This is a genomic window from Bradyrhizobium sp. IC3195 (assembly GCF_020193585.1).
Lineage (GTDB): Bacteria > Pseudomonadota > Alphaproteobacteria > Rhizobiales > Xanthobacteraceae > Bradyrhizobium > Bradyrhizobium yuanmingense.
On the sequence record NZ_JADYVG010000003.1, the window covers coordinates 469,898 to 494,754 of the forward strand.

General features: G+C 65.4%; 24 protein-coding genes. 20 read left to right on the plus strand and 4 right to left on the minus strand.

Annotation, left to right across the window (positions count from 1 at the left end):
* Nucleotides 1-29: 29 nt before the first annotated feature.
* Entirely contained in the window at nucleotides 30-497 is a 468-nt protein-coding gene (locus I6F09_RS09535) for a nuclear transport factor 2 family protein (protein ID WP_035998395.1), read from the plus strand.
* A 194-nt stretch (nucleotides 498-691) separates the two neighbouring features.
* Here I6F09_RS09535 and I6F09_RS09540 read toward each other — a convergent pair whose 3' ends face one another.
* Together I6F09_RS09540 and I6F09_RS09545 are read right to left on the minus strand one after the other, a co-directional pair.
* Entirely contained in the window at nucleotides 692-1,399 is a 708-nt protein-coding gene (locus I6F09_RS09540; RefSeq protein WP_225151187.1) for a type 1 glutamine amidotransferase, read from the minus strand.
* Nucleotides 1,400-1,427: 28 nt separating this feature from the next.
* Nucleotides 1,428-2,354 (minus strand): LysR family transcriptional regulator, encoded by a 927-nt coding sequence (locus I6F09_RS09545; RefSeq protein ID WP_225156784.1) that lies wholly within the window; start codon nucleotides 2,352-2,354, stop codon nucleotides 1,428-1,430.
* A 151-nt stretch (nucleotides 2,355-2,505) separates the two neighbouring features.
* On the opposite strand from I6F09_RS09545, the gene I6F09_RS09550 reads away from it, so the two are divergent.
* From I6F09_RS09550 to I6F09_RS09585, 8 genes are read left to right on the plus strand one after another with little or no spacing between them, the layout of a single operon-like run.
* Nucleotides 2,506-3,462, plus strand: a complete 957-nt coding sequence (locus I6F09_RS09550; protein ID WP_081494441.1) for an N-carbamoyl-D-amino-acid hydrolase — start codon at nucleotides 2,506-2,508, stop codon at nucleotides 3,460-3,462.
* A 37-nt stretch (nucleotides 3,463-3,499) separates the two neighbouring features.
* Complete coding sequence (locus tag I6F09_RS09555) at nucleotides 3,500-4,327, plus strand: ABC transporter substrate-binding protein (RefSeq protein ID WP_225187934.1); 828 nt, start codon at nucleotides 3,500-3,502, stop codon at nucleotides 4,325-4,327.
* Nucleotides 4,324-5,181: an amino acid ABC transporter permease gene (locus I6F09_RS09560; protein ID WP_036021759.1), complete on the plus strand. Its 858-nt coding sequence runs from the start codon at nucleotides 4,324-4,326 to the stop codon at nucleotides 5,179-5,181. The genes I6F09_RS09555 and I6F09_RS09560 overlap by 4 nt, the downstream gene beginning before the upstream one ends.
* Nucleotides 5,178-5,942: an amino acid ABC transporter ATP-binding protein gene (locus I6F09_RS09565; protein ID WP_057028105.1), complete on the plus strand. Its 765-nt coding sequence runs from the start codon at nucleotides 5,178-5,180 to the stop codon at nucleotides 5,940-5,942. The genes I6F09_RS09560 and I6F09_RS09565 overlap by 4 nt, the downstream gene beginning before the upstream one ends.
* A gap of 16 nt (nucleotides 5,943-5,958) precedes the next feature.
* Entirely contained in the window at nucleotides 5,959-6,774 is an 816-nt protein-coding gene (locus I6F09_RS09570) for an ABC transporter substrate-binding protein (RefSeq protein ID WP_225187935.1), read from the plus strand.
* Nucleotides 6,761-7,645 carry a polysaccharide deacetylase gene (locus I6F09_RS09575; protein WP_225146421.1) on the plus strand — a complete coding sequence of 295 codons (885 nt, stop codon included), beginning with the start codon at nucleotides 6,761-6,763 and terminating at the stop codon, nucleotides 7,643-7,645. The genes I6F09_RS09570 and I6F09_RS09575 overlap by 14 nt, the downstream gene beginning before the upstream one ends.
* Complete coding sequence (locus I6F09_RS09580) at nucleotides 7,645-9,228, plus strand: ABC transporter substrate-binding protein (RefSeq protein ID WP_225187936.1); 1,584 nt, start codon at nucleotides 7,645-7,647, stop codon at nucleotides 9,226-9,228. Before I6F09_RS09575 ends, I6F09_RS09580 begins: the two co-directional genes overlap by 1 nt.
* Nucleotides 9,225-10,598 carry an amidohydrolase family protein gene (locus I6F09_RS09585; protein WP_225187937.1) on the plus strand — a complete coding sequence of 458 codons (1,374 nt, stop codon included), beginning with the start codon at nucleotides 9,225-9,227 and terminating at the stop codon, nucleotides 10,596-10,598. The genes I6F09_RS09580 and I6F09_RS09585 overlap by 4 nt, the downstream gene beginning before the upstream one ends.
* Nucleotides 10,599-10,785: 187 nt before the next feature.
* Here the strand turns inward: I6F09_RS09585 and I6F09_RS09590 are convergent, their stop codons facing one another.
* On the minus strand, nucleotides 10,786-11,685 hold the full coding sequence (locus I6F09_RS09590) for a LysR substrate-binding domain-containing protein (RefSeq protein ID WP_225187938.1): 900 nt from the start codon (nucleotides 11,683-11,685) through the stop codon (nucleotides 10,786-10,788).
* Between the two features lie 277 nt (nucleotides 11,686-11,962).
* On the opposite strand from I6F09_RS09590, the gene I6F09_RS09595 reads away from it, so the two are divergent.
* The 10 genes from I6F09_RS09595 (at nucleotide 11,963) to I6F09_RS09640 (ending at nucleotide 21,888) form a co-directional block, all read left to right on the plus strand.
* On the plus strand, nucleotides 11,963-12,997 hold the full coding sequence (locus tag I6F09_RS09595) for an ABC transporter substrate-binding protein (protein WP_035998434.1): 1,035 nt from the start codon (nucleotides 11,963-11,965) through the stop codon (nucleotides 12,995-12,997).
* Nucleotides 12,998-13,020: 23 nt separating this feature from the next.
* Entirely contained in the window at nucleotides 13,021-14,061 is a 1,041-nt protein-coding gene (locus I6F09_RS09600) for an ABC transporter ATP-binding protein (protein ID WP_035998437.1), read from the plus strand.
* Nucleotides 14,058-14,933, plus strand: coding sequence for an ABC transporter permease (locus I6F09_RS09605; RefSeq protein WP_035998440.1), 876 nt, complete (start codon nucleotides 14,058-14,060; stop codon nucleotides 14,931-14,933). The genes I6F09_RS09600 and I6F09_RS09605 overlap by 4 nt, the downstream gene beginning before the upstream one ends.
* The gene (locus I6F09_RS09610) at nucleotides 14,930-15,736 is read left to right on the plus strand and encodes an ABC transporter permease (protein WP_035998443.1); all 807 of its coding nucleotides are present in this window, start codon (nucleotides 14,930-14,932) and stop codon (nucleotides 15,734-15,736) included. Before I6F09_RS09605 ends, I6F09_RS09610 begins: the two co-directional genes overlap by 4 nt.
* Nucleotides 15,737-15,744: 8 nt before the next feature.
* A complete protein-coding gene (locus tag I6F09_RS09615; protein WP_225112971.1) occupies nucleotides 15,745-16,881 on the plus strand; it encodes an FAD-dependent oxidoreductase in 1,137 nt (378 codons plus the stop codon).
* Nucleotides 16,882-16,912: 31 nt separating this feature from the next.
* Nucleotides 16,913-17,209: a (2Fe-2S)-binding protein gene (locus tag I6F09_RS09620; protein ID WP_025034065.1), complete on the plus strand. Its 297-nt coding sequence runs from the start codon at nucleotides 16,913-16,915 to the stop codon at nucleotides 17,207-17,209.
* Nucleotides 17,206-18,624 carry an NAD(P)/FAD-dependent oxidoreductase gene (locus I6F09_RS09625; RefSeq protein ID WP_225187939.1) on the plus strand — a complete coding sequence of 473 codons (1,419 nt, stop codon included), beginning with the start codon at nucleotides 17,206-17,208 and terminating at the stop codon, nucleotides 18,622-18,624. The genes I6F09_RS09620 and I6F09_RS09625 overlap by 4 nt, the downstream gene beginning before the upstream one ends.
* Nucleotides 18,621-19,742, plus strand: coding sequence for an FAD-dependent oxidoreductase (locus tag I6F09_RS09630; RefSeq protein ID WP_036021805.1), 1,122 nt, complete (start codon nucleotides 18,621-18,623; stop codon nucleotides 19,740-19,742). The genes I6F09_RS09625 and I6F09_RS09630 overlap by 4 nt, the downstream gene beginning before the upstream one ends.
* 13 nt (nucleotides 19,743-19,755) lie before the next feature.
* Nucleotides 19,756-20,103, plus strand: coding sequence for a RidA family protein (locus I6F09_RS09635; protein ID WP_028138431.1), 348 nt, complete (start codon nucleotides 19,756-19,758; stop codon nucleotides 20,101-20,103).
* A gap of 171 nt (nucleotides 20,104-20,274) precedes the next feature.
* Complete coding sequence (locus tag I6F09_RS09640; RefSeq protein WP_225187940.1) at nucleotides 20,275-21,888, plus strand: ABC-F family ATP-binding cassette domain-containing protein; 1,614 nt, start codon at nucleotides 20,275-20,277, stop codon at nucleotides 21,886-21,888.
* A 192-nt stretch (nucleotides 21,889-22,080) separates the two neighbouring features.
* Here I6F09_RS09640 and I6F09_RS09645 read toward each other — a convergent pair whose 3' ends face one another.
* Nucleotides 22,081-23,415 carry a dicarboxylate/amino acid:cation symporter gene (locus tag I6F09_RS09645; RefSeq protein WP_225187941.1) on the minus strand — a complete coding sequence of 445 codons (1,335 nt, stop codon included), beginning with the start codon at nucleotides 23,413-23,415 and terminating at the stop codon, nucleotides 22,081-22,083.
* A gap of 126 nt (nucleotides 23,416-23,541) precedes the next feature.
* On the opposite strand from I6F09_RS09645, the gene I6F09_RS09650 reads away from it, so the two are divergent.
* The gene (locus I6F09_RS09650; RefSeq protein WP_225187942.1) at nucleotides 23,542-24,855 is read left to right on the plus strand and encodes a solute carrier family 23 protein; all 1,314 of its coding nucleotides are present in this window, start codon (nucleotides 23,542-23,544) and stop codon (nucleotides 24,853-24,855) included.
* The last annotated feature ends 2 nt before the right edge of the window (nucleotides 24,856-24,857 follow it).

Here is a 24,857-nt window from a genome sequence, read left to right on the forward strand (position 1 = left end):
TCGCGGTCCCGATCACCGATGAGGCCACCATGTCGCGCCCGCCGCTTCCACCCTTCACCCGCGAGACCGCCGCGCAAAAGGCCCGGATGGCCGAGGACGCCTGGAATTCACGCGATCCGGTGCGGGTCTCGCTCGCCTATACCGAGGACAGCCGCTGGCGCAACCGTTCGGAAGTGTTTCAGGGCCGCGAGGCCATCGTCGCCTTCCTCACCCGCAAATGGGAGAAGGAGCAGGATTACCGCCTGATCAAGGACCTCTGGGCCTTCGACGGCAACCGGATCGCGGTGCGCTTCCAGTACGAATGGCACGATGCAAGCGGCCAGTGGTACCGCTCCTACGGCAACGAGCAATGGGAGTTCGACGAGCACGGCCTGATGAAGCGGCGCGAGGCCTCGATCAACGACATCGCCATTGCGGAGAAGGATCGCCGGTTTCACTGGGCGGCGCCGGGCCCGCGGCCGGCCGATGTGCCGGGGCTGGGAAGCGAGCCGTTCTGAAATTAACAAAGCGACCGCTGCTTCACCCTCTCCCCTTGCGGGAGAGGGTGGCTCGCCGCATAGCGGCGAGACGGGTGAGGGGTCTCTCTCCTCACGAGCAGTCCGGCGAATGGATAGAACCCCTCATCCGGCGCTTCGCGCCACCTTCTCCCGCAAGGGGAGAAGGGAAGACGAGTGCGTCTCGAGCTTCGTAGTCAGGTGCGCTTAGCCAGAAACCGCGTAATCGCCCCGCCGAGCTTCGCATTGTCCATCGGCTCCGCCAGCGACGCCCTCGCCGTGGCAACGACATCCTCAGGTGCCTTGCCATCGCGCAGATCGCAGCACACTTGCGCGAACCCGACATCGAATTCCGGATGCGGCTGCACTGTCAGCGTCGCGCCATTGGCATAGAGCAGGCCGGCATGCGGGGTGAATTCGGAGGAGAGGATCGTCAGCGCATCGCTTGGCGGCTCGATCACCTGGTCCTGATGCGAGGCGGCGATCGCAACCGCTTCACCGTCGATGACGCCGTTCTCCGGCAGCACCTGATAGACATGCCGGCCGATGCCCCAGCCATGCTCCGATTTGCGCACGGTGCCGCCGAGCGCCTGCGCGATCAGCTGGTGGCCAAAGCAGACACCGACCATCGGTGTCTTGTTGGCGTAAGCCGTTCGCACGAAATCTTCCAGCGGCGCGATCCAGTCGAGCCCGTCATAGACCCCGGCCGCCGCGCCGGTAATGAGGATGGCCTCGAGCTTGCTCGGATCGGGCAGCGCATCGCCGCTGGGGATGCTGACGACCTCGATCGTCGCGGCCGGCTCCTCGGCGCGGATCATGCGCGCGAACATGTCCGGAAATGAACCGTGGCGCTCGCGGTATTTTTGCGGCACCTCTCCGGTCTCGATGATGGTGATGCGTGCCATGGGCCTCCCGGTCAAAAGGTTGCGAAGCTCAGCCGCTTTCTGCCCCATGTTGCTGGTGCGGCGCTGCCCGCTCGAGCAGAGCGCTCTCCTTGCGGATCTCGTTGAGAAAGGCCTTGGCCAGACGCGACAGCGGCTCGGCTTCAGACCATAGCATATAGGCGACCGCCTGCGTCGTCGGCGTGAACGGACGGACGACGAGGCCGCTGCCGCCGTTCTGCCGCGGCGAGAAAGGATCGACCACCGCCGCGCCGACGCCGGCGGCGGCCAGCACGCAGGCCGTGTTGCAGTAGCGCACCTCGACCGTCGGCCGGAACGGCGCGCCGGCGCGGGCAAAGCTGTCGCGCACGGCTTCGCCGAGCCGCGTGCCGCGTTCGAGCCCAATGAAGGGCAGGCCGGAGAGATCGGAAGCGGAGATCATCGGCCGGTCGGCGAGTGGATGCTGTGGCGGCAGCACGCAGACCATCTCGCCGGTGTGCACCACCTCGTGCGCGATCCCTGGATGATGCGTGAGGCCGAGCGCGAAGCCGAGCTCGGCGACGCGGCTCAGCACACCCTCGATGATGCCCTCATAGCGCCGTACGTCGAAGAACACCCGCGTCTCCGGGCGGCGGCGCAGGAAGCCCGACAGCGCGGACGGAATGATGCTGTACGCGAGCGGCGGCGTCGCCACGATGGCGAGATGCCCGGACCGGTTCTCGCGCAAATCGCGCATGCGGTTCTCGAGCTTGGCGTGCAGCGCGAAGATCGCCTCGCTCTCCTTGTAGAGCGCCATCGCTTCGGCGGTTGGAAACAGCCGGTTGTTGACGCGCTCGAACAGCGCAAAGCCCGCCTGCGCCTCCATCGTCTTCAGCGCGTTGCTGACCGCCGGCTGCGACAGCGCCAGCTCGTCCGCCGCCGCCACCGTGGTGCGGTGGCGGATCACGGCGCGAAGGATCTCGAGCTGACGCAGGTTCATATCACTGCCGATTATAGTCAGGGCCAAAACATCATAGCAACGCGAATTGATTTTGCAGCAGTGCTTGCCCGTAATGGCAGCCGATTTGCACGTCGCATCAAAGGGTTCGTTCGCCCATTGAGGCAGCACTGCGCACAGATTGGAGGCAATCTTGGTTCGTGTCCTTCGCGCCGCCGCCGCTCAGATGGGGCCGACGCAAAAAGCCGATACGCGCGAGCACACGTTGTCGCGGATGCTCGACATGCTGGAGGAGGCGGCCGGTCGGGGTGCGAGCCTTGTGGTGTTTCCGGAGCTCGCCTTCACCACCTTCTTCCCGCGCTGGCTGCTCGAAGGCGAGGCCCTCGACCGGTATTTCGAGCGCAGCATGCCGAACCCCGCGGTGGCAAAGCTATTCGATCGCGCACGTGCGCTGCGCGTCGGCTTCTATGTCGGCTATGCCGAGCTGACGCCGGAGGGGCGGCGCTACAATTGCTCCATCCTGGTCGATCGCGACGGCGAGGTTCTCGGCCGCTATCGCAAGGTGCATCTGCCGGGCTCGGTCGAGCCGCGTCCGGGCGCGCGCTACCAGCAACTCGAGAAGCGCTACTTCGAATATGGCGACCTCGGCTTTCCCGCCTTTCGCGCCGGCTCGTCCTGGGCCCATGCCATCATGGGCATGATGATCTGCAACGATCGTCGCTGGCCGGAATCCTGGCGCGTGCTCGGTCTGCAAGGCGTCGAGCTCGTCTGCATCGGCTACAATTCGGCGGCCTACGATCCCAACGGCGGCACGACCGAAGACGGAGCCTTGCGCACCTTCCACTCGACGCTGGTGACGCAGGCCAACGCCTACATGAACGCGACCTGGGCGATTTCGGTGGCGAAGGCGGGCGAGGAGGACGGGTCCGGCCTGATCGGCGGCTCCTGCATCGTCGATCCCAACGGCCGCATCGTCGCGCAGGCTCAGACGCTGGCCGACGAGGTGATCGTCGCCGACATCGATCTCGACCTCTGCCGCCAGGGCAAGGACAAGATGTTCAACTTCGCCGCCCACCGGCGGCCCGAGCAATACAGGGTGATCACCGAGCGTGCCGGCATCATCGAGCCGGCCGTTCTCGACGCAGATTGACCAACGGCCGGTCGCGGCGTTGGCAAAAGGAGCTGACATGACACGCCCCTCGTATTTGCTTGCCTGCGCAGCGCTGGCTGCGGTGACGTCGGCGCGAGCCGCCGAGCTGCCGGCGGAGATCAAGCAGGCTGGTACGCTGAAGCTCACGGTCAATTCCACCTACGCGCCGATGGAATATCGCGACCCCGCAACCAACGAGCTGGTCGGGCTCGACATCGATCTGGCGAAGGAGCTCGCCAAGCGGCTCGGAGGGCTGAAGATCGTCTGGAGCGAGACGCCGTTCGCCGAGCTGATCCCTTCGCTCACGACCAAGCGGGCCGACTTCATCATTTCCGGCATCTCCGATCGTGCCTCGCGGCGCGAGACGGCGGATTTCGTCGATTACCTCGCAACCGGGCCGCAGTTCTTCGTGATGGCGGAGAGCGCGGCCAAGGACGCCACCGATCTCTGCGGCAAGAGGGTCGGCACCACCCGCAGCACCAGCTTCCCGGTCGAGATCGAGAAGTGGAGCAAGCAGAATTGCGAGCCGGCCGGCAAGCCGGCGATCCAGTACGTTCCGGGCGAGAATTCCATCGACGTCCGCAACCAGCTCAAGCAGGGCCGCATCGACGCCGCCGTGCAGGGCAGCGAGACGTTGCCTTATGCGCAGCAACAGGAGCCCGGCAAGTACCGCATCGTCGGCGAGCCCTTTGCCAAGGGCTATCAAGGCATCATGTTCCGCAAGGACGATGCCGCCTTGCGCGAAGTCGTGACCGAGAAACTCGCGGCGATGATCGCTGACGGCTCGTACAAGGCCATTCTCGACAAATGGGGCCTAGGGACCAATGCAGTCGCCCAGCCCATGCTGAACGCGGCGCCGCAATGAAGCAGGCGCCGGCACTCGCGCAAGGATTTCCCGATCTGTCGGGCATGCGGATCGCGCGCGAGCCGCACTGGTTTCGCTGGATCAGCGCGGCCCTGATCGTCCTCGTGCTGGCGGCGATCGCGCGCGCCTTTGCGAACGGCCAGATCGAATGGTCCTATGTCAGCCGCTTCCTGACCGCAAAGGTCATCCTCGAAGGCATCGTCAACACCATGGTGATGGCGGTGCTGGCGATGATGCTCGGCATCTTCCTTGGCATCGTCGTCGCGATCATGCGGCTGTCGCCCAATCCGGTGCTGAAGTCGGTCGCCGCCGGCTACACCTGGCTGTTCCGCGGCACGCCACTAATCCTGCAGCTGCTGTTGTGGTTCAATCTCGCGCTGGTGTTTCCGACCATCGGCATCCCCGGCCTGTGGTCCGCGCGCGCCGTCGACGTCATGACGCCGTTCCTTGCCGCGCTGCTCGGGCTCGGCATCAACCAGGGCGCCTACACCTCCGAAGTGATGCGCGCCGGCATGCTGTCGGTCGATATCGGGCAATATGAGGCGGCGCAGGCGATCGGTATGGGACGGCTGCGCGCGCTGCGCCGCATCGTGCTGCCGCAGGCGATGCGCGTGGTGATCCCGCCGCTCGGCAACGAGTTCATCGGCATGGTGAAGGCGACCTCGCTCGCCAGCGTGATCCAGTATCCGGAGCTGCTGCACAATGCCGAGAACATTTACTACGCCAACTCCCGCGTCATCGAGCTGCTGATCGTCGCCGGGCTCTGGTACCTGCTCGCGGTCTCGATCCTGACACCGCTCCAGATGTTGCTCGAACGCCGCTTTGCACGCGGCACATTGCGGCTGGCGCGATGACAAAGCCGCTCGTCGCGATCCGCTCCGTAGCCAAGAACTTTGGAGAGTTTCAGGCTCTCAAGAACGTCTCGCTCGACGTCTGGCCCGGCGAGGTGATGTGCCTGATCGGCGCCTCCGGCTCCGGCAAGACCACGCTGCTCCGCTGCATCAATCAGCTCGCCACGATCGATGCCGGCGGCATCTGGCTCGACGGCGAACTGCTCGGAGTGCGCGAGCAAGGCGGGAAACTCCATCGCCTGAGCGAGCGCGAAATCGGGCGGCAGCGGCTCAAGACCGGCATGGTATTCCAGCGCTTCAACCTGTTTCCGCACAAGACCGCGCTGGAGAACATCACGGAAGGCCCGACCCAGGTGCAGGGGCGCAAGCCGGATGAGGTGCGCGCCGAGGCGACCGAACTGCTTCGGCGCGTCGGATTGTCGGCCAAGGCCGACTGGTATCCGGCGCAGCTCTCCGGCGGCCAGCAGCAGCGCGTCGCGATCGCGCGGGCGCTCGCCATGAAGCCGATGCTGATGTTGTTCGACGAGCCCACCAGCGCACTCGATCCCGAGCTGGTCGGCGAGGTGCTCGCGGTCATGAAGGAGCTGGCGCGAAGCGGCATGACCATGATGGTGGTGACGCACGAGCTCGGCTTCGCCCGCGAGGTCGCCGACCGCGTCGTCTACATGGATCAGGGCGCGATCGTCGAGCAGGGCCGCGCCTCCGACGTGTTGGGCGCGCCGCGCGAGGAGCGCACCAAGGCATTTCTTTCGGCAGTGATCTGACATTGGGGGTATGGTGATGAAGAGATTCTTGCTTGCGACGGCGTTCCTGGGCGCCATGAGCGCGTCGGCAATGGCGGCCGAATTGCCGCCTGAGATCGTAAAGCGCGGCAGCATCAAGGTGGCGGTGGTGCCGAATTACCCGCCGATGGAGTTCCGCGATCCCGCCACCAACGCGCTCTCCGGTTTCGACGTCGATCTCGGCGAGGCCATCGGCCGCAAGCTCGGCCTCAAGATCGAATGGACCGAGACCAGCTTTGCCGAGTTCATGCCCTCGATCTCGACCGGGCGGGTGGATGCGATCCTGTCCGGCTTCACCGACTATGCGAGTCGGCACGAGGTCGCGACCTTCGTCGATTATTTGCGCAGCGGCCCGCAGTTCTTCGTGCAGGCGTCGCGCAAGGCGGAATTCAAGGATGCGACGTCGCTGTGCGGCAAGAAGGTCGGCGCCAGCCGACGCACCATGTTCCCGGCCCAGATTGCGGCGTGGAGCGAGAAGAATTGCGGCAGCTCTCCGATCCAGTTCGTCGGCACCGACGGCTCGGCCGATGCGCGCACCCAGCTGAGGCAAGGCCGCATCGATGCCGCCGCCCAGGGCAACGAGACGCTGCCCTACATTATGGACCTCGAGCCCAACACCTATGCGACCGTGGGCGCGCCCATCGCACAGCAATTCACCGGCATTGCTCTGCCGGTGAAGGAGAAGGCATTGCAGCAGGCAATGCTGGAAGCCGTCGACGCGCTGATCGCGGACGGCACCTACAAGACGCTGCTGGTGAAGTGGAAATTGAGCGACAACGCAATCGAGAAGGCGACCATCAATGCTGGACAGTAAGGCACTCCAGAGCATTCCGCTCGTTCCGGCCAACACCGCGGATCCCGCGCCCGAATATCCGTGGCCGAAGCCGTACACATCCGCGATGTTCCTGTCGTTCGACGTGGACGCCGAGAGTGCCTGGACCAGCAAGGACGCAGGTCATGCGCAGCGGCTCATCACCATGAGCTATGGCGGCTATGAGGCGCGCGTCGGCACACCGAAACTCCTGGAGCTGCTCGACCAGCTCGATCTCAAGGCGACGTTTTTCGTCACGGGGTGGTCGGTCGACGCGCATCCGGCGATGGCGGAGTCCATCCTCAAGGCCGGTCACGAGATCGGCCATCATGGCTATCACCATCTGCTGCCGGATCCAGGCGATCCCTGGATCGAGGAGGAGCTGGAGCGCGGCTTCGAGGCGCTGAAGCGTCGGCTCGGCGTCAAGCCGACCGGCTATCGCGCGCCCTATGGCGAGTTCACGGAGGAACTGCGCGTCGCGCTGGTGCGGCACGGCATCGTCTACACGTCCTCGTTCCGCGACGACGTCAGGCCCTATCGCCATCGCCTCGCCGACGGCAAGCCCGGCACGATCGAGCTGCCGGTGACCGCGAGCTATGACGACTGGATGCACGGCCTGTCCGCGCGCTTCAGTCCGCGCTCGATCTTTCCGAAGGAGCACGTGCTTTCGATGTGGAAGGACGAGCTGGATGAGGTCCGCGACTGGGGCGCGATGGTGACGACGGTGCTGCACCCGCAATGCAGCGGCCGCCCGATGCGGTTGCGTCTGCTGCGCGAGTTCCTGACCTACGCGAAGTCGTGCCCGGACGTCTGGATCACCACCGGCGAGAACATCGCGGAGAACTTCCTGCGCCACGAAGCGGGTCACCGCTAATGTCCATCTCCCGCCGTTCGCTCCTCAAGGCCGGCGCGGCGCTGCCGGCGCTGTCGCTGCCGGGCATCGTCCGCGCTGAATCGCAATCCACGCTGCGCTTCATCCCCGTCATCGATCTCGCTTTCGTCGATCCCATCTATTCGACCGCGCAGGTGTCGCGAAACCACGGCTTCATGGTCTACGACACGCTGTACGGCATGAGCTCCTCGCTCCAGGTCTCGCCGCAGATGCTGTCGGGCCACGCCATCTCCGCCGACCAGCTGCAGTGGGACCTCACGCTTCGCGACGGCCTGTTCTGGCACGATGGCGAACGCGTGCTGGCGCGCGATTGCGTCGCCAGCATCCGTCGCTGGGCCGCGCGCGACGGCTTTGGCGGCGAGCTGATGGAGGCGACCGCCGAGCTCTCGGCTGCCGACGACCGCACCATCCGTTTCCGTCTGAAGCGTCCTTTTCCGCTGCTGCCGCAGGCGCTCGGCAAGGCAGCGATCAATGCCTGCTTCATGATGCCGGAGCGGCTGGCGAGCCAGGATCCGTTCAAGCCGCTCACCGAGGTGATCGGCAGCGGTCCGTTCCGCTATCTCGCCGACGAGCGCGTGCAGGGCGCGCGCAATGCCTATGCCAAGTTCGAGCGCTATCAGCCGCGCACCGACGGCAAGCCGGATTGGACTGCGGGGCCGAAGATCGTGCACTACGATCGCGTGGTCTGGACCACTACGCCCGATGCCGGCACCGGCGTCGCCGCGCTCCAGACCGGCGAGCAGGATTGGCAGGAGACTACGCCGCACGATCTGCTTCCGGTGATCAAGGCGGCCGGCGATATCGAGATGCGCATCCTCGATCCCCGAGGCTACGCCTGCATGCTGCGCCTCAACCACCTGCAGCCGCCGTTCGACAATCCCGCCATCCGCCGCGCGCTCCTGGGTGCGATCGACCAGTCCGCATTCATGACCGCCGTCGCCGGCACCGATCCGGCGTTCCAGGTCTCACCGGTCGGCTATTTCGCACCCGGCACCCCGATGGCAAATGAGGTCGGCCTCGACGTGTTCCGCGGCCCGCGCGACTACGCCAAGGTGAAGGCCGACCTGAAAGCCGCCGGCTATAACGGCGAGAAGATCGTGCTGCTCGTTCCGACCAACTCGCTGGCGCAGAAGCCGCTCGGCGAGATCGCGGTGGATTCGTTGCGCAAGGCCGGCATGAACGTCGAATATGCCGGCCTCGATTTCGCCGTGGTGCTGCAGCGCCAGCTGAAGAAGGATCCGCTGCCGCAGGGCGGCTGGAGCGCCGCGGTCGGCAACTGGCAGGGTATCGACTGGCTCAACCCGGCCGGCAACACCAACATTCGCGGCGAAGGCAAGGTTGCCGGCTGGTATGCGAGCGAGAAGATGGGACCCTTGCGCAGCCAATGGCTGGCGGCCTCCGAACTCGCCGAACAGCAGCGCATCTGCCGCGAAGTCCAGAGGGTGGCGTTCGAGGAAATCCCCTATATTCCGATCGGCCTGTACAAGCAGCCGACGGCCTACCGCAAGGCCATCACCGGCATTCTCGACGGCACCGCCGTGTTCTGGAACGTACGCCCCGCATGAGCACCACAGCAATCTTCGGCAGCTATGTGCTGTCACGCAAAGACGGCGCGCAGGACGTGCTGCGCGACCGCTGGGTTCTGGTCGAAGGCAAGAAGATTGCGGCGATCACACGCGACAAGCCGCGCGCCGATCAGGTCTATGATCGCCCAGGCCGCTTCGTCCTGCCGGGCCTGCTCAACCTGCACAATCATTGCTTCTCGGAAGCGGTGGCGCGCAGCCACACCGAGGACGGCAACGGCCGCAAGAACAACCAGAGCATCGTCTACACGGTGCTGCTGCCGCTGACCAAGCGCGGCGCCGATATCCTGTCGGCGGAAGAGCGCCTTGCGGTGGCGCGGCTCGGCATCCTCCAGCTGCTCAAGGGCGGCGCCACCACGGTGATGGAGCCGTTCCGCAACTCGATCCCCGAGATGTTCGACGCGGCGGAAGAGATGGGCATCCGCTTCTACGGCGCGCCCTATCTGTTCTCGACCTCCGACGCCAAGGCCGGGCCTGACGGTGTGGTCCAATATTCCGGCGATGACGGCGCTGCGGACATGGCGGCGTGGGACGCGCTCTATCAGCGCTGGAATAGTCACGGCGACGGCCGCATCAGCCTTGCCATGAGCCCGCATGCCACCGACACCTGCGGCCCCGATCTGCTGAAGGCCTGCGCCACGCGGGCGCGCGAGCTCGGCGTTCCCATCACCACGCACATGGCGCAGAGCCGCGCCGAGGTCGAGACCATCGGCAGGCGCTATGGCGGCCGCACGCCGGCAGAATATCTGGACTGGCTCGGCCTGCTCGCGCCGGATCTGATGGCGGCGCACTGCATGTTCAGCAGCGATGACGATCTCAAGCTGATGGCCGCGCGCGGCATGACCGTCTTGAACTGCCCGCGCGTGTTCGCGCGTGCCGGCATCACCGCGGCGTTCAGCCGCTTCGCCGAGCACGGCGTCCGCACCGTGGTCGGCACCGACGGCTACAACATGGACCTGCTCGGCGAGCTCAATGCGGCGTCGCTGATCTCCAAGATCATTTCGGCGCGCCCTGACGTCGCGAACTCACCCGAGCTGATCGAGGCGAACACGACGGTCGCCGCCGACGTCATCAAGCGGCCCGATCTCGGCCGCATCGAGCCGGGCGCGACCGCAGATCTCACCGTCGTCGATCTCACCCATCCGCATCTGCAGCCGCTGTTCGACCCGCGCCGCGCGCTGATCGCACTCGCCAACCGCGCCAATATCGATCAGGTCATGGTCGATGGCCGCGTGCTGGTCGATGAGGGGCGCTATCTCGGCGCGGATGAAGCCGCGATTACGGCGGCCGGCACCGCCGCGATCGGCAAGATCTGGGATCTGCCGGAGGCGCAGGCGGCGTTCAGTGGTTGAGTGCCGCTGGTGCCACGAAGACGGTGCGCTCCCTCTCCCGCTTGCGGGAGAGGGCAGGGGAGAGGGCTCTCTCCAATCGGGGACACTCCCGTGTTGAGAGAACCCTCTCCCGGCGCTACGCGCCGACCTCTCCCGCAAGCGGGAGAGGTTGAAGCGAGCCTGTAGCTGCACTGTTCGAACCGAAGCCCTAATCCTCAAACTCCACCAGCGCCTTGCGCATGGTCTCGACAAGGTCCAGCGCCACCGGCGAAGGACTGCGCTGCGCCGGAAAGACCGCGGAGAATTCGAAGTCGATCCGCGGCAGGAAGCGGCGCACGATGACGCCGCGCGTTGCAAATTCCTGCGCCGTGAAGGGATCGCAGATCGCGACGCCGAGGCCTGACGACACCATGCCGCACATGATTTCCGACAGCGTGGTCTCAACGCGCAGCACGCGGCGGACATCGTGGCGGTGGAAGACCTGGTCGACGAGATGCCGACTCGACGATCCCGCCGACAGCGAGATGAAGGTCTCGCCCTCGAAATCGCGCGGCTCCAGCACGTCCTTCTCCGCGAGGCGATGACCGGTCGGCAGCACTGCGACGCGCGCCGGCGCCGGCAGTCTCTGGCTCGGCAGACCGGAATGCGCGATCGGCACCTCGGCAAAGCCGACGTCACATTGATTGTTCAGCACCCAGTCGACCACGATCGGCGAGATGACACCGAAGAAGGCCAGGTTGAGGTTTGGCCGCTCCTTCAGGAAGTGACCGGTGAGCCGCGGCAGATAGCCGTTCGACAGCGCCGGCAGTGCTGCGATGCGTAGGGAGCCCGTGCGCCGGCCGCGGATTTCTTCCGCCGCCGCAGTGATGCGTTCGAGACCGACGAAGGAGCGCTCGACCTCGGTGTAAAGCGCCATCGCCGCGGCGGTCGGCACCAGGCCGGTGCCGCGCCGCTCGAACAGCTCCATCTTCAGCAGCGCCTGGAGGTCGCGCAGCAACCGGCTGACGGCCGGCTGCGTCACCTTCATCAGCGCCGCCGCCTCGGTCACGCTGCCGGTCAGCATCGTCGCCCGGAAGGCCTCCACCTGCCGCGAATTGATCCGCGCCATTCCACCATCCAATCATAACATTTCGGCATGCAGAGGGTGCCATTATTCATTGGACGATGGAAGTATAGGTCTGCGATCTTTTTCATCAGGACTGGAGACAGCCCGCTTTTTCGGCAGATTGGAGGTGTTCAACCCTCCAGATCGCGCCAAAACCCGCCGAATGGGGGCCGGAGCCCTGATCGGAAGCGGTTTGGCGCGGAAGGGAATGCGGCAACGCGCTTCAGCCAGCGAGACTCGTCGGCACGTCACCTCATTCCGGTATTGGAGATCGGTCCACATGAAGACTTTTCGCCTTCTGACCGCGGTCAGCATCGCAGCGCTCATTGCCGTCCCCTCGGTCGCCTCGGCCCAGCAGAAAACGCTCTACGTCGCCGGCTATGGCGGCTCGTTCGAGAAGACCATCCGCGACGAGGTGATCCCGGCCTTCGAGAAGGAGAACGGCGTCAAGGTCGAATACGTCGCCGGCAATTCCACCGACACGCTGGCCAAGCTCCAGGCGCAGAAAGGCAACCAGCAGATCGACGTCGCCATCGTCGACGACGGCCCGATGTACCAGGCGATCCAGCTCGGCTTCTGCGGCAAGCTCGACGGCCTGCCCGCCGATCTCTACGACACTGCGCGCTTCAAGGACGATCGCGCGGTCGCGATCGGCATCGTCGCCACCGGGCTGATGTACAACACAAAGGTGTTCAAGGAGAAAGGCTGGGCGCCGCCGACCTCGTGGAACGACCTGAAGGACACGAAATACGCAAAACAGCTCGTGATTCCACCGATCAACAACACCTACGGTCTCGAAGCGCTGGTGATGCTGTCGAAGATGAACGGCGGCGGCGAGACCAACGTCGAGTCCGGCTTCAAGATCTTCAAGGAGCAGATCAATCCGAACGTGCTGGCCTATGAGCCGTCGCCGGGCAAGATGACCGAGCTGTTCCAGTCCGGCCAGGCCGTGATCGCGGTATGGGGCACCGGCCGCGTGCAGAGCTTCGCCAATACCGGCTTCCCCGTCGACTTCGTCTACCCGAAGGAAGGCGCAGCGACGCTGCTGACCACGGCGTGCCCGATCAATAAGCCCAATGCTTCGCCGCTGGCTGCGAGCTTCGTCAAGATGCTGCTCGATCCGAAAACCCAGCTCGTGATGCTGAAGGATTACGGCTACGGCCCGGTGCTGAAATCGCTGGTGATCCCGCCCGAGCTCGGCAAGATGGCGCCGATCGGCGAGCGCGCGGCCAAGCTCTATAATCCGGACTGGACCGTGATCAACGAGAAGCGCGAGGAGTGGACCAAGCGCTGGAATCGCGAGGTCGAACGCTGATCGGTCGCCGCGGAGACAGCGCCATGGCCTATCTCGAGCTCGATCGGGTCGCAAAGCAGTTCGGCACGCAGACTGTGGTCGATGACTTCAGCCTGTCGGTGGGGAAGGGGGAGTTCATCTCCTTCCTCGGCCCGTCCGGCTGCGGCAAGACCACGACGCTGCAGATGATCGCGGGCTTCCTCGATCCGACGCGCGGCGCGATCCGCCTCGAGGGCAAGGACCTGACCGCGATCCATCCGGCAAAGCGCGGCCTCGGCATCGTGTTCCAGAGCTACGCGCTGTTTCCGCACATGACCGCGGCGGAGAACGTCGCCTTCGGCCTGGAGATGCGTGGCGTGCCGCGCGCTGAAAGGTCCGAACGCGTCCGCGCCGCACTCGCGATGGTGGGCCTCGCCGGATACGAGGATCGCCATCCGCGCCGCATGTCCGGCGGCCAGCAGCAGCGCGTGGCACTGGCGCGTGCGCTGGTGATCAAGCCCAGCGTGCTGCTGCTCGACGAGCCGCTGTCGAACCTCGACGCCAAGCTGCGCGAGGAGATGCAGATCGAGCTGCGCCAGATCCAGCGCACCGTCGGCACCACCACGATCCTGGTCACGCATGACCAGAACGAGGCGATGTCGCTGTCGGATCGCATCGTGGTCATGAGCCAGGGCAAGATCGAGCAGATCGGCACGCCACAAGAGACCTATGAAAGGCCGGCCTCGGCCTTCGTCTCGCAATTCCTCGGCAAGACCAACGATTTTGCCGGAACGATCGACCGGACCGTCGCGCCGACGCAGTTGGTGGCCGGCTCCTGGCGCGCACCGGCGCCGGCTGGGCTCGGCGGTCCCGTCACCGTCAGCGTTCGCCCCGAAAGAATCGGCTTTGGCGATACAGGGCTCAGCGCAAAAATCATCACGCGCATCTTCCAGGGCAATCACTGGCTGTTCCAGTGCGACAGTGAATGCGGCCCGGCGATCGTGATCCGCCAGAACGACGGCAAAGCGCAGCCGGCCGAAGGGGACGCGGTTCGCCTCACCTGGCGGCCCGAAGACATGAGCGTTCGCGTGAGGGCCGGCGCATGAGCATGGCGGCCGAGGAGCGCAGCCTGCGCGCGCCGTGGGTGCTGACCGCACCCGCCTTGATGCTGTTCGTCGGCGTGCTGCTGATTCCGCTGGCGATGACGGTAATGCTGTCATTCCACGATTGGGGCCAGTACAAGGGCATCGAGCCGGTCTTCATATTCAAGAACTGGCACGAGATCGCGACCGATCCCTATTACGCCGAGATGTTCTGGCGGACCTTTCGCATCGCGATTCTGACCACGCTGCTCACCGCGCTGCTCGGCGCGCCCGAAGCCTATATCCTCAACCGCATGAGCGGCCGCTGGAAGAGTTTTTTCCTACTGGTCATTCTCGGGCCGCTCTTGATCTCAGTGGTGGCGCGAACGCTGGGCTGGGCCCTGCTGTTCGGTGGCAACAACGGCCTCGTCAACAAGCTGCTGATGTCGCTCGGGCTGATCGGCTCCCCCATTCCCTTCATGTTCACCGAAACAGGCGTGGTGATCGCGCTCGCGCATGTGATGATGCCGTTCATGGTGCTGTCGGTATGGGCCGCCCTCCAGCGGCTCGATCCGCAGATCGAGAATGCTGCGATGTCGCTCGGCGCGGGCCCTGCGACCATCATCCGCCGCATCATCATGCCCCAGATCATGCCGGGCGTGCTGTCGGGCGCCATCATCGTGTTCTCGCTCTCGGCCAGCGCCTTCGCAACGCCTGCGATCATCGGCGGCCGCCGGCTCAAGGTCGCGGCAACGCTCGCCTATGACGAATTCCTCAACACGCTGAACTGGCCGCTGGGCGCTGCGGTCGCAACGCTGCTGCTGGCCGCATTGGTGCTGATCGTCGTCGGCAGCAACGCACTGATCGAACGCCGCTATGCGGAGGTGTTCCGATGAGCCGGAACGGTCCGCTCGCGCTGATCTTTCACACGATCTTCGTCATCGTCATGGTGGCGCCGATCCTGGTGGTCTGCCTCGTCGCCTTCACGCCTGAGGGATACCTGTCGCTGCCGACCAACGGCTTCTCGCTGCGCTGGTTCAGGACCATTGCGAACTACCCCGAATTCATTCACGCCTTCTGGGTCAGCCTCGGCCTTGGCGCGTTGTCCTCCCTCGTGGCACTGCTGTTCGCGGTGCCGGCGGCGCTGGCGATCTCGCGCTATCGCTTCCGTGGTCGTGATGTGCTGGCGGCGCTGTTCCTGTCGCCGCTGATGATCCCGCATGTGGTGCTCGGCATCGCCTTCCTGCGCTTCTTCACTTCGGCCGGTCTCGGCGGCAGCTTCGCGGCGCTGATCGTCGCGCATGTCATCATCGTGTTCCCGTTCGCGCTGCGGCTGACGCTGGCGGCGGCGACCGGCATGGACCGCACGGTCGAGATGGCGGCGGTCTCGCTCGGCGCCGGCGGCTGGACGCTGTTCCGCCGCGTGACCTTGCCGCTGATCCTGCCCGGCGTGATTAGCGGTTGGGCGCTCGCCTTCATCCAGTCCTTCGACGATCTCACCATGACCGTCTTCCTTGCTGCGCCCGGGACCGAGACGTTGCCGGTCCGCATGTTCCTTTACATCCAGGACAACATCGATCCGCTCGTGACGTCGGTCTCGGCCTGCGTGATCGCAATCACCATGGCCGCCCTCATTTTGCTCGACCGCTTCTACGGGCTCGACCGTGTGCTCGCTGGCAAGGGCGATACGGGACGATAGGAGAACTCATGTCAGGAGATTACGACGTCGCCGTCGTCGGCGGCGGACTGCTCGGCTCCGCCATTGCCTGGGGCCTCGGCCGGCTCGGCAAGAAGGTCGCCGTGCTCGACGAAGGCGACATCACCAAGCGCGCCTCGCGCGCGAACTTCGCATTGGTGTGGGTGCAGAGCAAAGGGCTCGGCATGCCGGCCTATACGCGGTGGACCGTGCAGGCCTCGCAGGCGTGGGGCCGGCTGGCCTCCGAGCTGAAGCAGCAGACCGGCCTCGACGTCGCCCTGCAGCAGAACGGCGGTTTTCATCTCACGCTCGGCGAGGACGAATTCGGCCAGCGCACCGAGCTCGTCAAGCGCATGCACAACCAGGTCGGCGCGGCCGACTACAAGATGGAGATGCTGCGGCCGTCCGAGGTGAAGGAGGCGCTGCCGCTGATCGGCCCCGAGGTCTCCGGCGGCAGCTATTGTCCGCTCGACGGCCACGTCAATTCGCTGCGCACCTTCCGCGCCTTCCACACCGGCTTCATTGCGTTCGGCATCGACTATTTTCCGGAGCGTCCGGTCTCGGCGATCAGCAAGAGCGGGGGCGAATTTCGGCTGATCACGCCGCAGGGCGAGCTGCGCGCCGCCAAGATCGTGCTCGCCGCCGGCAACGCCAACCAGACGCTGGCGCCGATGGTCGGCCTCTTTGCGCCGATGGGCCCGACTCGCGGCCAGGTCGTCGTGACCGAGCGCACCATGCCGTTCCTGCCGCATCCGCTGACCACGATCCGCCAGACCGACGAGGGCACGGTGATGATCGGCGACAGCAAGGAGGACGAGCTCGATGATCGCACGCTGAAGCCGTCGATCAGCGGCGTCATGGCCGATCGCGCGCAGCGCATGTTCCCGCATCTGGCGCGGCTCAACGTGGTCAGGAGCTGGTCCGGAATCCGCGTCATGCCGCAGGACGGCTTTCCGATCTACGATCAGTCGGAGACGCATCCCGGCGCCTTCGTCGCCTGCTGCCATTCCGGCGTGACGCTCGCCTCCAACCACGCCTTCGAGATCGCGCGCATGGTGGCGCAGGGCGCGCTCGAGCCGGAGCTGGTCGGCGCGTTCTCGGCCAGCCGTTTTGGCGGCGCAGGTGCTGCGAACAGCAGCGGCTACTAGAGATTCTGAGAAGGAGCCAAGAGGCATCCCCATGTTCAAGCGATCCGAACAGGACAAGCGGCCACAGGTGCAGATCTTCGTCGATGGCGTCGCGGTCGCAGCGCGCCAGGGCGACACCGTCTCCGCCGCACTGCTGGCCTCCGGCGTTGACGCACGGCGTTCCACCGCGGTGAGCGGCGCGCCGCGTCTGCCTTATTGCATGATGGGCGTCTGCTTCGACTGCCTCGTCACCATCGACGGCGTCGGCAACCGGCAAGGGTGCCTCGTGCCCGTCGCCGAGGGCATGCAGATCGAAATCCAGAAGGGCAAGCGGGAGATCGGAAAATGAGCGTGGCTCCCAAGCGCGAAAACTATGACGTCGTGGTGATCGGCGCCGGGCCCGCGGGCCTTGCTGCTGCCGCAACATCCGCCGAGGCCGGCCTCTCGACGCTGCTGCTCGACGAGAACATCGGCCCCGGTGGCCAGGTGTTTCGCGCCATCGCCTCGACGCCGGTTACCGAGCGCAATCAGCTCGGCGCCGATTATTGGGTCGGCGCCGATCTCGTGCAGTCGCTGCGCGCGAGCAATGCGGAGGTCATTCACCGCGCCACCGTCTGGAGCCTCGACCGCAATCTCGATATCGCCGTCTCGATCGGCGGCGCCTCGGCCTTCGTCAAGGCGAAACGCGTGATTCTCGCGACCGGTGCGCTGGAGCGGCCCTTCCCAATTCCTGGCTGGACGCTGCCGGGCGTGATGACCGCGGGCGCGGCGCAGACCATGCTGAAATCCTCGGCGCTGGTGCCCGACGGACGCACCGTGATCGCAGGGCAGGGGCCGCTGCTCTGGCTGCTCGCCGCGCAGTTTCTGCGGCTTGGCGGCCGCATCGATCGCATCCTCGACACCACACAGCGCGGCAATTATTTCGCCGCGCTGCCGCATGCCTTCGCGTTCCTCACCTCGCCCTATTTCGCCAAGGGCCTGTCGATGATGCGCGAGGTGAGGGCGAAGGTGCAGGTCGTCTCCGGCGTCACCGAGCTTGCGGCTTCCGGTGATGGCCAGCTTGCCAGCGTGAGCTACGTCGCCGGCGGCAAGCGCGAGACCATCGCTGCGGACCTGTTGCTGCTGCATCAGGGCGTCGTGCCCAACGTCAATCTGGCGATGTCAGCCGGCATCGAGCATCGCTGGGATGATCTGCAATTGTGCTGGTCGCCAGTGCTCGACGCGAGCGGCAATTCGTCGGTCGCCGGCATCGCGATCGCCGGTGACGGGGCCGGCATCGGCGGCGCGAGTGCAGCCGTGGTGCGCGGTCGCATTGCCGCGCGCGCCGCCGTCGAAGCACTGGCGCCCGCTTCTGCCGCAAAACTTCCCGCAATGGCGACGCTCCGTTCCGACCTCGCCAAGGCTGAGCGTGGTCGCCTGTTCCTCGACACGCTGTTCCGCCCCGCGCCGCAGTTCCGGATTCCTTCAGGCGATACCATCGTCTGTCGTTGCGAAGAGGTCACGGCAAAGGACGTTCTCGATTCCGTCGCGATCGGCGCGACCGGGCCGAATCAGCTCAAGGCCTATCGCCGCACCGGCATGGGCCCGTGCCAGGGCCGGCTCTGCGGCCTCACCGTCACCGAGCTGATGGCGCGGGCGCGCGGCAAGACCCCGCAGGAGATCGGTTACTACCGGCTGCGCGCGCCGGTGAAGCCGATCACGCTGGCCGAACTCGCCGCCGTTCCCAAGAGCGAGGCCGACGTCAAGGCTGTGGTACGCGGATGAGCACAAATGTGGATGCGATCGTCATTGGCGGCGGCATCCACGGGTGCTCGACCACGCTGCATCTGTGTCTCGCCGGCCTGAAGCCGGTGCTGATCGAGAAGGACTATGCCGGCCGTCACGCCTCGGGCGTCAATGCCGGCGGCGTCCGGCAGCTCGCGCGGCACATTCCCGAGATTCCGCTGTCGATCCGCTCGATGGACATCTGGGAGAAGATCACGGATCTCGTCGACGACGATTGCAGCTTCGAGAGCTACGGCCAGGTGCTGGTCGCCGAGAACGAGGAAGAACTCGCCCTCTGCCGCGCGCGCGTCGCCGAGCTCAATGCGCTGGGCTTCACCCACGAGGAGCTGATCGACGCCGCCGAACTGCGCCGGCTGGTGCCGGCGGTGGCCGAGACCTGTCCCGGCGGTGTGGTTTCTCGGCGTGACGGTGCGGCCAATCCGGCGCAGACGACGACGGCGTTCCGCCGCAAGGCCGAGCAATTGGGCGCAACTGTGCGCGAAGGCGTAGCTGCCGGCAGCATCCGGCACCGTGACGGCCTCTGGCACGTCGATGCCGGGTCGGAGAGCTTTGCCGCGCCGGTGCTGGTGAATGCTGCCGGCGCCTGGGCCGGCAGGATCGCGGCTCATCTCGGCGAGCCCGTCCCGGTCGAAACCGTGGCGCCGATGCTGATGATCACCTCGCGCGTGCCGCACTTCATCGACCCCGTCGTGATCCTGCGTGGTCGAAAGCTGTCCTTCAAGCAGTTCAAGAACGGCACCGTGCTGATCGGCGGCGGCCATCTGGCGACGCCCTATCAGGATCGCAACGAGACGGTGCTGGACTGGAAGAGCCTTGCGACCAGTGCGCAGACCGTGTTCGAGCTGTTTCCGGTGATGCGCAGCGCCAACATCGTCCGTGCCTGGGCCGGCATTGAAGCCAAGATGAAGGACGACATTCCCGTGTTCGGGCCGAGCTCGCGTCACAAGGGCCTCTATCACCAGTTCGGCTTCTCGCTGCACGGTTTCCAGCTCGGCCCTGGCGCCGGCGCCGTGATGGCGGAACTGATCGTCAACGGCGGCACCCAGACCCGTATCGGCGAACTCGGCATCGACCGCTTCCACCCTTCCACGCTCTAAACAAGAGGATATCATGAGCATCACCCGCAGCATCCGCACGCCCATCATGCACCGCGCCGTCGAAGCCAATGGTTTCGTCTTCCTCGGCGGCACGATCGCCGACGACACCTCGGTCTCGATGGGCGAGCAGACCCGCAACATCCTCGGCAAGATCGCTGGCTATCTGAAAGAGGCGGGAACCGACAAGAGCCGCGTGGTCAGCGCCTCGATCTTCGTCACCGATCTCTCCAAGAAGAAAGAGATGGACGCGGCCTGGACCGAATTCTTCGGCGACAACCTGCCGACCCGCGCCACCGTCGGCGTCGCCGATCTCGGCGGCGGCGCGCTAATCGAGGTGGTGGTGACCGCGCTCAAGGGCTGATGGCGCACGGCGAGGAAGGACGACAGCGCCAATCACGCTGTTGTCTCCTCGAGCCGCGCCTTGATCTCGCCTTTTGATGGGACTAGTTAGAGAGTTCCTCAATCAGGATCTTCGCAGCCATGGATTTCACCCCGACCGCAACGCCCATCCGCCTTGCTCACGGGGAATTCCATGCCTGCTTCAATCGTCCTGTCGAACCTGTCGCTGTCCACGCCTGACGGGCGCTCTCATTTCTCAAACCTCGATCTGACATTCGGCGCCGAGCGAACTGGTCTCGTCGGCCGTAACGGCGTTGGCAAGACGACGCTGCTTGCGTCGATGCTCGGCGAACATGTTCCTCAGTCGGGACGCGTTCTGATCAACGGCACTATCGGCTTGTTGCGCCAGGACGTGCAGGTTCTTGCCGGCGCGACCGTGGCGGATCTGTTCGGCGTGCGGCCGGCGCTCGAGTTGATGCGCCGTGCCGAGCGGGGCGACGCCTCCGCCGACGAGGTCGCTGCGGTCGACTGGACGCTCGAGACGCGGCTTGAGGCCGCGTTGGCGCGCCTCGGGTTCGATCCGTCTCCCGATACGGCGCTGTCGTGCCTGTCCGGTGGCCAGATCACGCGGGTTCGTCTCGCCGCGCTGGTGTTCGCTGCGCCTGACTTCCTGTTGCTGGACGAGCCCACCAACAATCTCGACCAGGACGGACGCAAGGCCGTCACCGATCTGCTGGCTGCCTGGCGCGGCGGCGCGATTATCGTCAGCCACGACCGGACACTGCTCGACACCATGGATGCGATCGTCGAACTGACGTCGCTCGGCGCGACGCGATATGGTGGCAATTGGAGCAGCTTTCGAACGCAGAAGGCCATCGAGCTCGCGGCTGTGAGGCACGATCTCGCGCTTGCCGAGAACCGGCTGTCCGAGATCGACGGGAGGGCGCGGGAGGCCGCGGAGAAGAAAGCGCGCAAGGACAGCGGCGGCAGAAAGAAGCGCGCCAAGGGCGACATGCCGCGCATCCTGGCCGGCGCCCGCAAGGATCGCAGCGAGGACACCGGCGGCAAGAATGCGCAAATCGCCGAGCGGCAGCGCGCGGAAGCGCTTCAAGCCATCGACACGGCGCGCCGGCGCGTCGAGGTTCTTCAGCCGCTCTCGGTCAAATTGCCCGCAACCGACCTGCCGGCGGGGAGGGAGGTGCTTTGGCTTGACGGTGTCAGCGCTGGCTTTTGGCCGGAGCAGCCAGTCGTGCGCGACCTCTCATTTGCGGTGGTCGGGCCGGAGCGCGTCGCGCTGGTCGGGCCCAATGGCTCCGGCAAGACGACGCTGCTGAAGCTCATCGTGGGCGAGCTGCGTCCGCTTGCGGGCATCGTGCGGCTCAGGCCGGATTTCGCGTTGTTCGACCAGAAGGTCAGCCTGCTCGACCCGGCGCGCTCCATCCTGGACAATTTTCGGCGTCTCAATCCGAAGGCCGGTGCGAACGAGTGCCATGCCGCGCTGGCCCGGTTCATGTTTCGCGCCGATGCCGCCTTGCAAATCGCCGGGAGCCTGAGCGGCGGGCAAATGTTCCGCGCGGGCCTCGCTTGCGTGCTGGGCGGGCAGCCGCCGCCGTGGCTGCTGATCCTGGACGAGCCGACCAATCATCTCGACTTCGAGTCCATCGAAGCCGTCGAGGCCGGCTTGCGGGCCTATGACGGCGCACTGCTGGTCGTCAGCCATGACGAGGCGTTCCTGCAGGCGATCGGGATCACGCGGCGGATCGAAATTGCCGCCAATTTGCCGCGCATCGATGGCGGGATCGTCTGATCCCGCTTGGCGCTCTGGATCTGGCTGTGATTTTCAAAAGCCCGACGCCCTGCCCCCAGCGCGTCGGGCGGAAAAAAATGAGTATAAATCCGTGATCCCAACGCCATTGTTGTGACGCGGGCCGCATCGATTTTCTACTCCGGGAAACTACCGCATCGGAACCAGGCTTCGTCTGCCCACCGATTGCGCGGCCTAGGATGCCGCGCCTCCACCCGGCTCCAGCGCCTCGCCGATCTCCAGCGGATGCGCCATGGTCTCGTGCAGCGCGTCGCGGTCGAGCTCGCCTTCGGAGATGCTGATGACCACGCAGGCAACGCCATTGCCGATCAGGTTGGTGAGCGCGCGGCATTCGCTCATGAACTTGTCGATGCCGACCAGGATCGCAATCGACTGGATCGGGATATCAGGCACGATCGACAGCGTCGCAGCGAGCGTGATGAAGCCGGCGCCGGTCACGCCCGAGGCCCCCTTGGAGGTGATCATAGCGATGCCCAAAATGCCGAGCTCCTGCCAGATGGTCAGATGGGTGTTGGTCGCCTGCGCCAGGAACAGCGTCGCCAGCGTCATGTAGATGTTGGTGCCGTCGAGGTTGAAGCTGTAGCCGGTCGGGATCACGAGGCCGACCACGGAGCGTGAGGCGCCGAGATGCTCCATCTTCTGGATCATCTGCGGCAGCACGGTCTCGGAGGACGAGGTGCCGAGCACGATCAGGAGTTCGTCCTTGATATAGGCGATGAAGCGCAGGATCGAGAAGCCGGCGAGCCGGGCGATCGAACCCAGCACGATCAGCACGAACAGGATACTGGTCAGATAGAACGTGCCGATCAGCGCGGCGAGATTGAGCAGCGAGCCGAGGCCGTAGGCGCCGACGGTGAACGCCATGGCGCCGAAGGCGCCGATCGGCGCGACGCGCACGATGATGCGGATGATGCCGAAGAACATCTTCGCCGCCTTGTCGATCGCGTCTGCGATGGGCTCGCCGGCCTTGCCGAGAAAGGCGATGGCGAAGCCGGAGAGAATCGAGATCAGCAGCACCTGCAAGAGGTCGCCGCGCGCGATCGCCCCGAGATAGCTGTCGGGAATGATCGCCATCAGGTGGGCTACGATGCCCTCTTCGTGGGCCTTGGTGACGTAGGTCGCCACCGATTTCGGGTCGATCGTCGCCGGATCGATGTTGAAGCCGCGCCCGGGCTGGAGAAACTCGCCGACCAGAAGGCCGACCGCGAGGGCCACGGTCGAGACCGTCTCGAAATAGATCAGCGATTTCAGCCCGACCCGGCCGACCCGCTTCAGATCGCCCATCGAGGAGATGCCGTGCACCACGGTGCAGAAGATCACGGGCGCGATCATCATCTTGATCAGCGCGATGAAGCCGTCGCCGAGCGGCTTCAAGGCCTTGCCGAGATCGGGATAGACATAGCCGATGAGCACGCCGAGTGCGATCGCGATCAGCACCTGGACGTAGAGGATCTTGTACCAGGGCTGGTGCCGGCGCTGGATGGCTGACGGGATCGCAATCTGTGTCATAATGTAGGCTCGGGAACGGATTGATCGTGCATGATTTGCATCATGTGATGGGCGCCGCAGAAGCGACAATCACATTTTTGTCTGTTGGCACGACCATCGGTCGTTGCGTCGAACTTGGGTGGGAACATGACGATCGCAACAGGCTCGGACGAGCAGAGTTATTTTCCACGTTGGAAGCTCAAGACCTCGGGCGTGATTATGCCGGAGGAGCGGCTGTCCTGGGGCCAGACCATCGTCTCGGGTCTTCAACATTGCGTCGCGATGTCCGGTGCGACGATCATCGCGCCGCTGTTGATGGGGTTCGATCCCAACGTTGCAGTTCTGTTCTCCGGCGTCGGCACGCTGATCTTCTTCGTCATCGTCGCCGGGCGCGTGCCGAGCTATCTCGGCTCGAGCTTCGCCTTCATCGCCGTCGTCATCGCCGCCACCGGCTATGCCGGGCAGGGGCCGAACCCGAACCTGTCGGTTGCGCTCGGCGGCATCGTCGGCGCCGGAGTGCTGTATGGCCTGATTTCGCTGGTCGTGATGTGGTCCGGTGTCGGCTGGATCGAGCGGCTGCTGCCGCCGGCCGTTACCGGCGCCGTCGTCGCCGCGATCGGCCTCAATCTCGCGCCGGTGGCGGTCAAGGCAGTGAGCGCCAATGCCTTCGACACCTGGATCGGGCTCGCCACCGTCTTGATCATCGGCGTGGTGGCCGTTGCAGCGCCAGGCCTGTGGCGCCGCCTGCCGATCATCCTCGGCGCTGTCGGCGGCTATCTCTTGTACCTGCTTTTTGCGAACGGCCTCGGTTTCAGGAAGCCGATCGATTTCACGCAATTGTCGGCCGCGCCGTGGCTCGGGCTGCCGAACTTCACTGCGCCGAGCTTCCATGCCGATGCGATCTTCCTCATCGCGCCGGTTGCCGTCATTCTCGTTGCCGAGAATCTCGGGCACATCAAGGCCGTTGGCGCCATGACCGGCCGAAGCCTCGATTCTTATCTTGGCCGCGCTCTGTTCGCCGACAGCTTAGCTACCATCGTGGCGGCGTGCGGCGGTGGTACCGGCGTCACCACTTATGCCGAGAACATCGGCGTGATGGCGGCGACCAAGGTCTATTCGACCCTGCTGTTTGCGTTCGCAGCCTTGGTGTCGATCCTGCTCGGCTTCTCGCCGAAATTCGGCGCGCTCATCCTGTCCATCCCGGGTCCCGTCATCGGGGGGCTTTCGATCGTGCTGTTCGGATTGATCGCGGCGATGGCCGGACGAATCTGGGTCGAGAACAAGGTCGACTTCGCTAATCCTGCGAACCTCATCACGGTCGCGGTGGCGCTGATCGCAGGGGCCGGCGATCTCACGCTCAAATTCGGTGCATTCACGATCGGCGGCATCGGCACCGCGACCTTCGGCGCGATCATCCTCTATCAGATCTTGACCTCGCCGCGCGCGCAGCGAGCTGACTAGAT

Excerpts from the sequence above, each read along its gene's own strand:
- I6F09_RS09600 (WP_035998437.1), top strand. The coding sequence starts at position 13,021 with ATGGCCTATCTCGAGCTCGATCGGGTCGCAAAGCAGTTCGGCACGCAG.
- I6F09_RS09635 (WP_028138431.1), top strand. The coding sequence starts at position 19,756 with ATGAGCATCACCCGCAGCATCCGCACGCCCATCATGCACCGCGCCGTC.
- I6F09_RS09620 (WP_025034065.1), top strand. The coding sequence starts at position 16,913 with ATGTTCAAGCGATCCGAACAGGACAAGCGGCCACAGGTGCAGATCTTC.
- I6F09_RS09615 (WP_225112971.1), top strand. The coding sequence starts at position 15,745 with ATGTCAGGAGATTACGACGTCGCCGTCGTCGGCGGCGGACTGCTCGGC.
- I6F09_RS09605 (WP_035998440.1), top strand. The coding sequence starts at position 14,058 with ATGAGCATGGCGGCCGAGGAGCGCAGCCTGCGCGCGCCGTGGGTGCTG.
- I6F09_RS09570 (WP_225187935.1), top strand. The coding sequence starts at position 5,959 with ATGAAGAGATTCTTGCTTGCGACGGCGTTCCTGGGCGCCATGAGCGCG.
- I6F09_RS09590 (WP_225187938.1), bottom strand. The coding sequence starts at position 11,685 with ATGGCGCGGATCAATTCGCGGCAGGTGGAGGCCTTCCGGGCGACGATG.
- I6F09_RS09540 (WP_225151187.1), bottom strand. The coding sequence starts at position 1,399 with ATGGCACGCATCACCATCATCGAGACCGGAGAGGTGCCGCAAAAATAC.
- I6F09_RS09610 (WP_035998443.1), top strand. The coding sequence starts at position 14,930 with ATGAGCCGGAACGGTCCGCTCGCGCTGATCTTTCACACGATCTTCGTC.
- I6F09_RS09565 (WP_057028105.1), top strand. The coding sequence starts at position 5,178 with ATGACAAAGCCGCTCGTCGCGATCCGCTCCGTAGCCAAGAACTTTGGA.
- I6F09_RS09545 (WP_225156784.1), bottom strand. The coding sequence starts at position 2,354 with ATGAACCTGCGTCAGCTCGAGATCCTTCGCGCCGTGATCCGCCACCGC.
- I6F09_RS09585 (WP_225187937.1), top strand. The coding sequence starts at position 9,225 with ATGAGCACCACAGCAATCTTCGGCAGCTATGTGCTGTCACGCAAAGAC.
- I6F09_RS09625 (WP_225187939.1), top strand. The coding sequence starts at position 17,206 with ATGAGCGTGGCTCCCAAGCGCGAAAACTATGACGTCGTGGTGATCGGC.
- I6F09_RS09595 (WP_035998434.1), top strand. The coding sequence starts at position 11,963 with ATGAAGACTTTTCGCCTTCTGACCGCGGTCAGCATCGCAGCGCTCATT.
- I6F09_RS09575 (WP_225146421.1), top strand. The coding sequence starts at position 6,761 with ATGCTGGACAGTAAGGCACTCCAGAGCATTCCGCTCGTTCCGGCCAAC.
- I6F09_RS09645 (WP_225187941.1), bottom strand. The coding sequence starts at position 23,415 with ATGACACAGATTGCGATCCCGTCAGCCATCCAGCGCCGGCACCAGCCC.
- I6F09_RS09555 (WP_225187934.1), top strand. The coding sequence starts at position 3,500 with ATGACACGCCCCTCGTATTTGCTTGCCTGCGCAGCGCTGGCTGCGGTG.
- I6F09_RS09640 (WP_225187940.1), top strand. The coding sequence starts at position 20,275 with ATGCCTGCTTCAATCGTCCTGTCGAACCTGTCGCTGTCCACGCCTGAC.
- I6F09_RS09630 (WP_036021805.1), top strand. The coding sequence starts at position 18,621 with ATGAGCACAAATGTGGATGCGATCGTCATTGGCGGCGGCATCCACGGG.
- I6F09_RS09650 (WP_225187942.1), top strand. The coding sequence starts at position 23,542 with ATGACGATCGCAACAGGCTCGGACGAGCAGAGTTATTTTCCACGTTGG.
- I6F09_RS09560 (WP_036021759.1), top strand. The coding sequence starts at position 4,324 with ATGAAGCAGGCGCCGGCACTCGCGCAAGGATTTCCCGATCTGTCGGGC.
- I6F09_RS09535 (WP_035998395.1), top strand. The coding sequence starts at position 30 with ATGTCGCGCCCGCCGCTTCCACCCTTCACCCGCGAGACCGCCGCGCAA.
- I6F09_RS09580 (WP_225187936.1), top strand. The coding sequence starts at position 7,645 with ATGTCCATCTCCCGCCGTTCGCTCCTCAAGGCCGGCGCGGCGCTGCCG.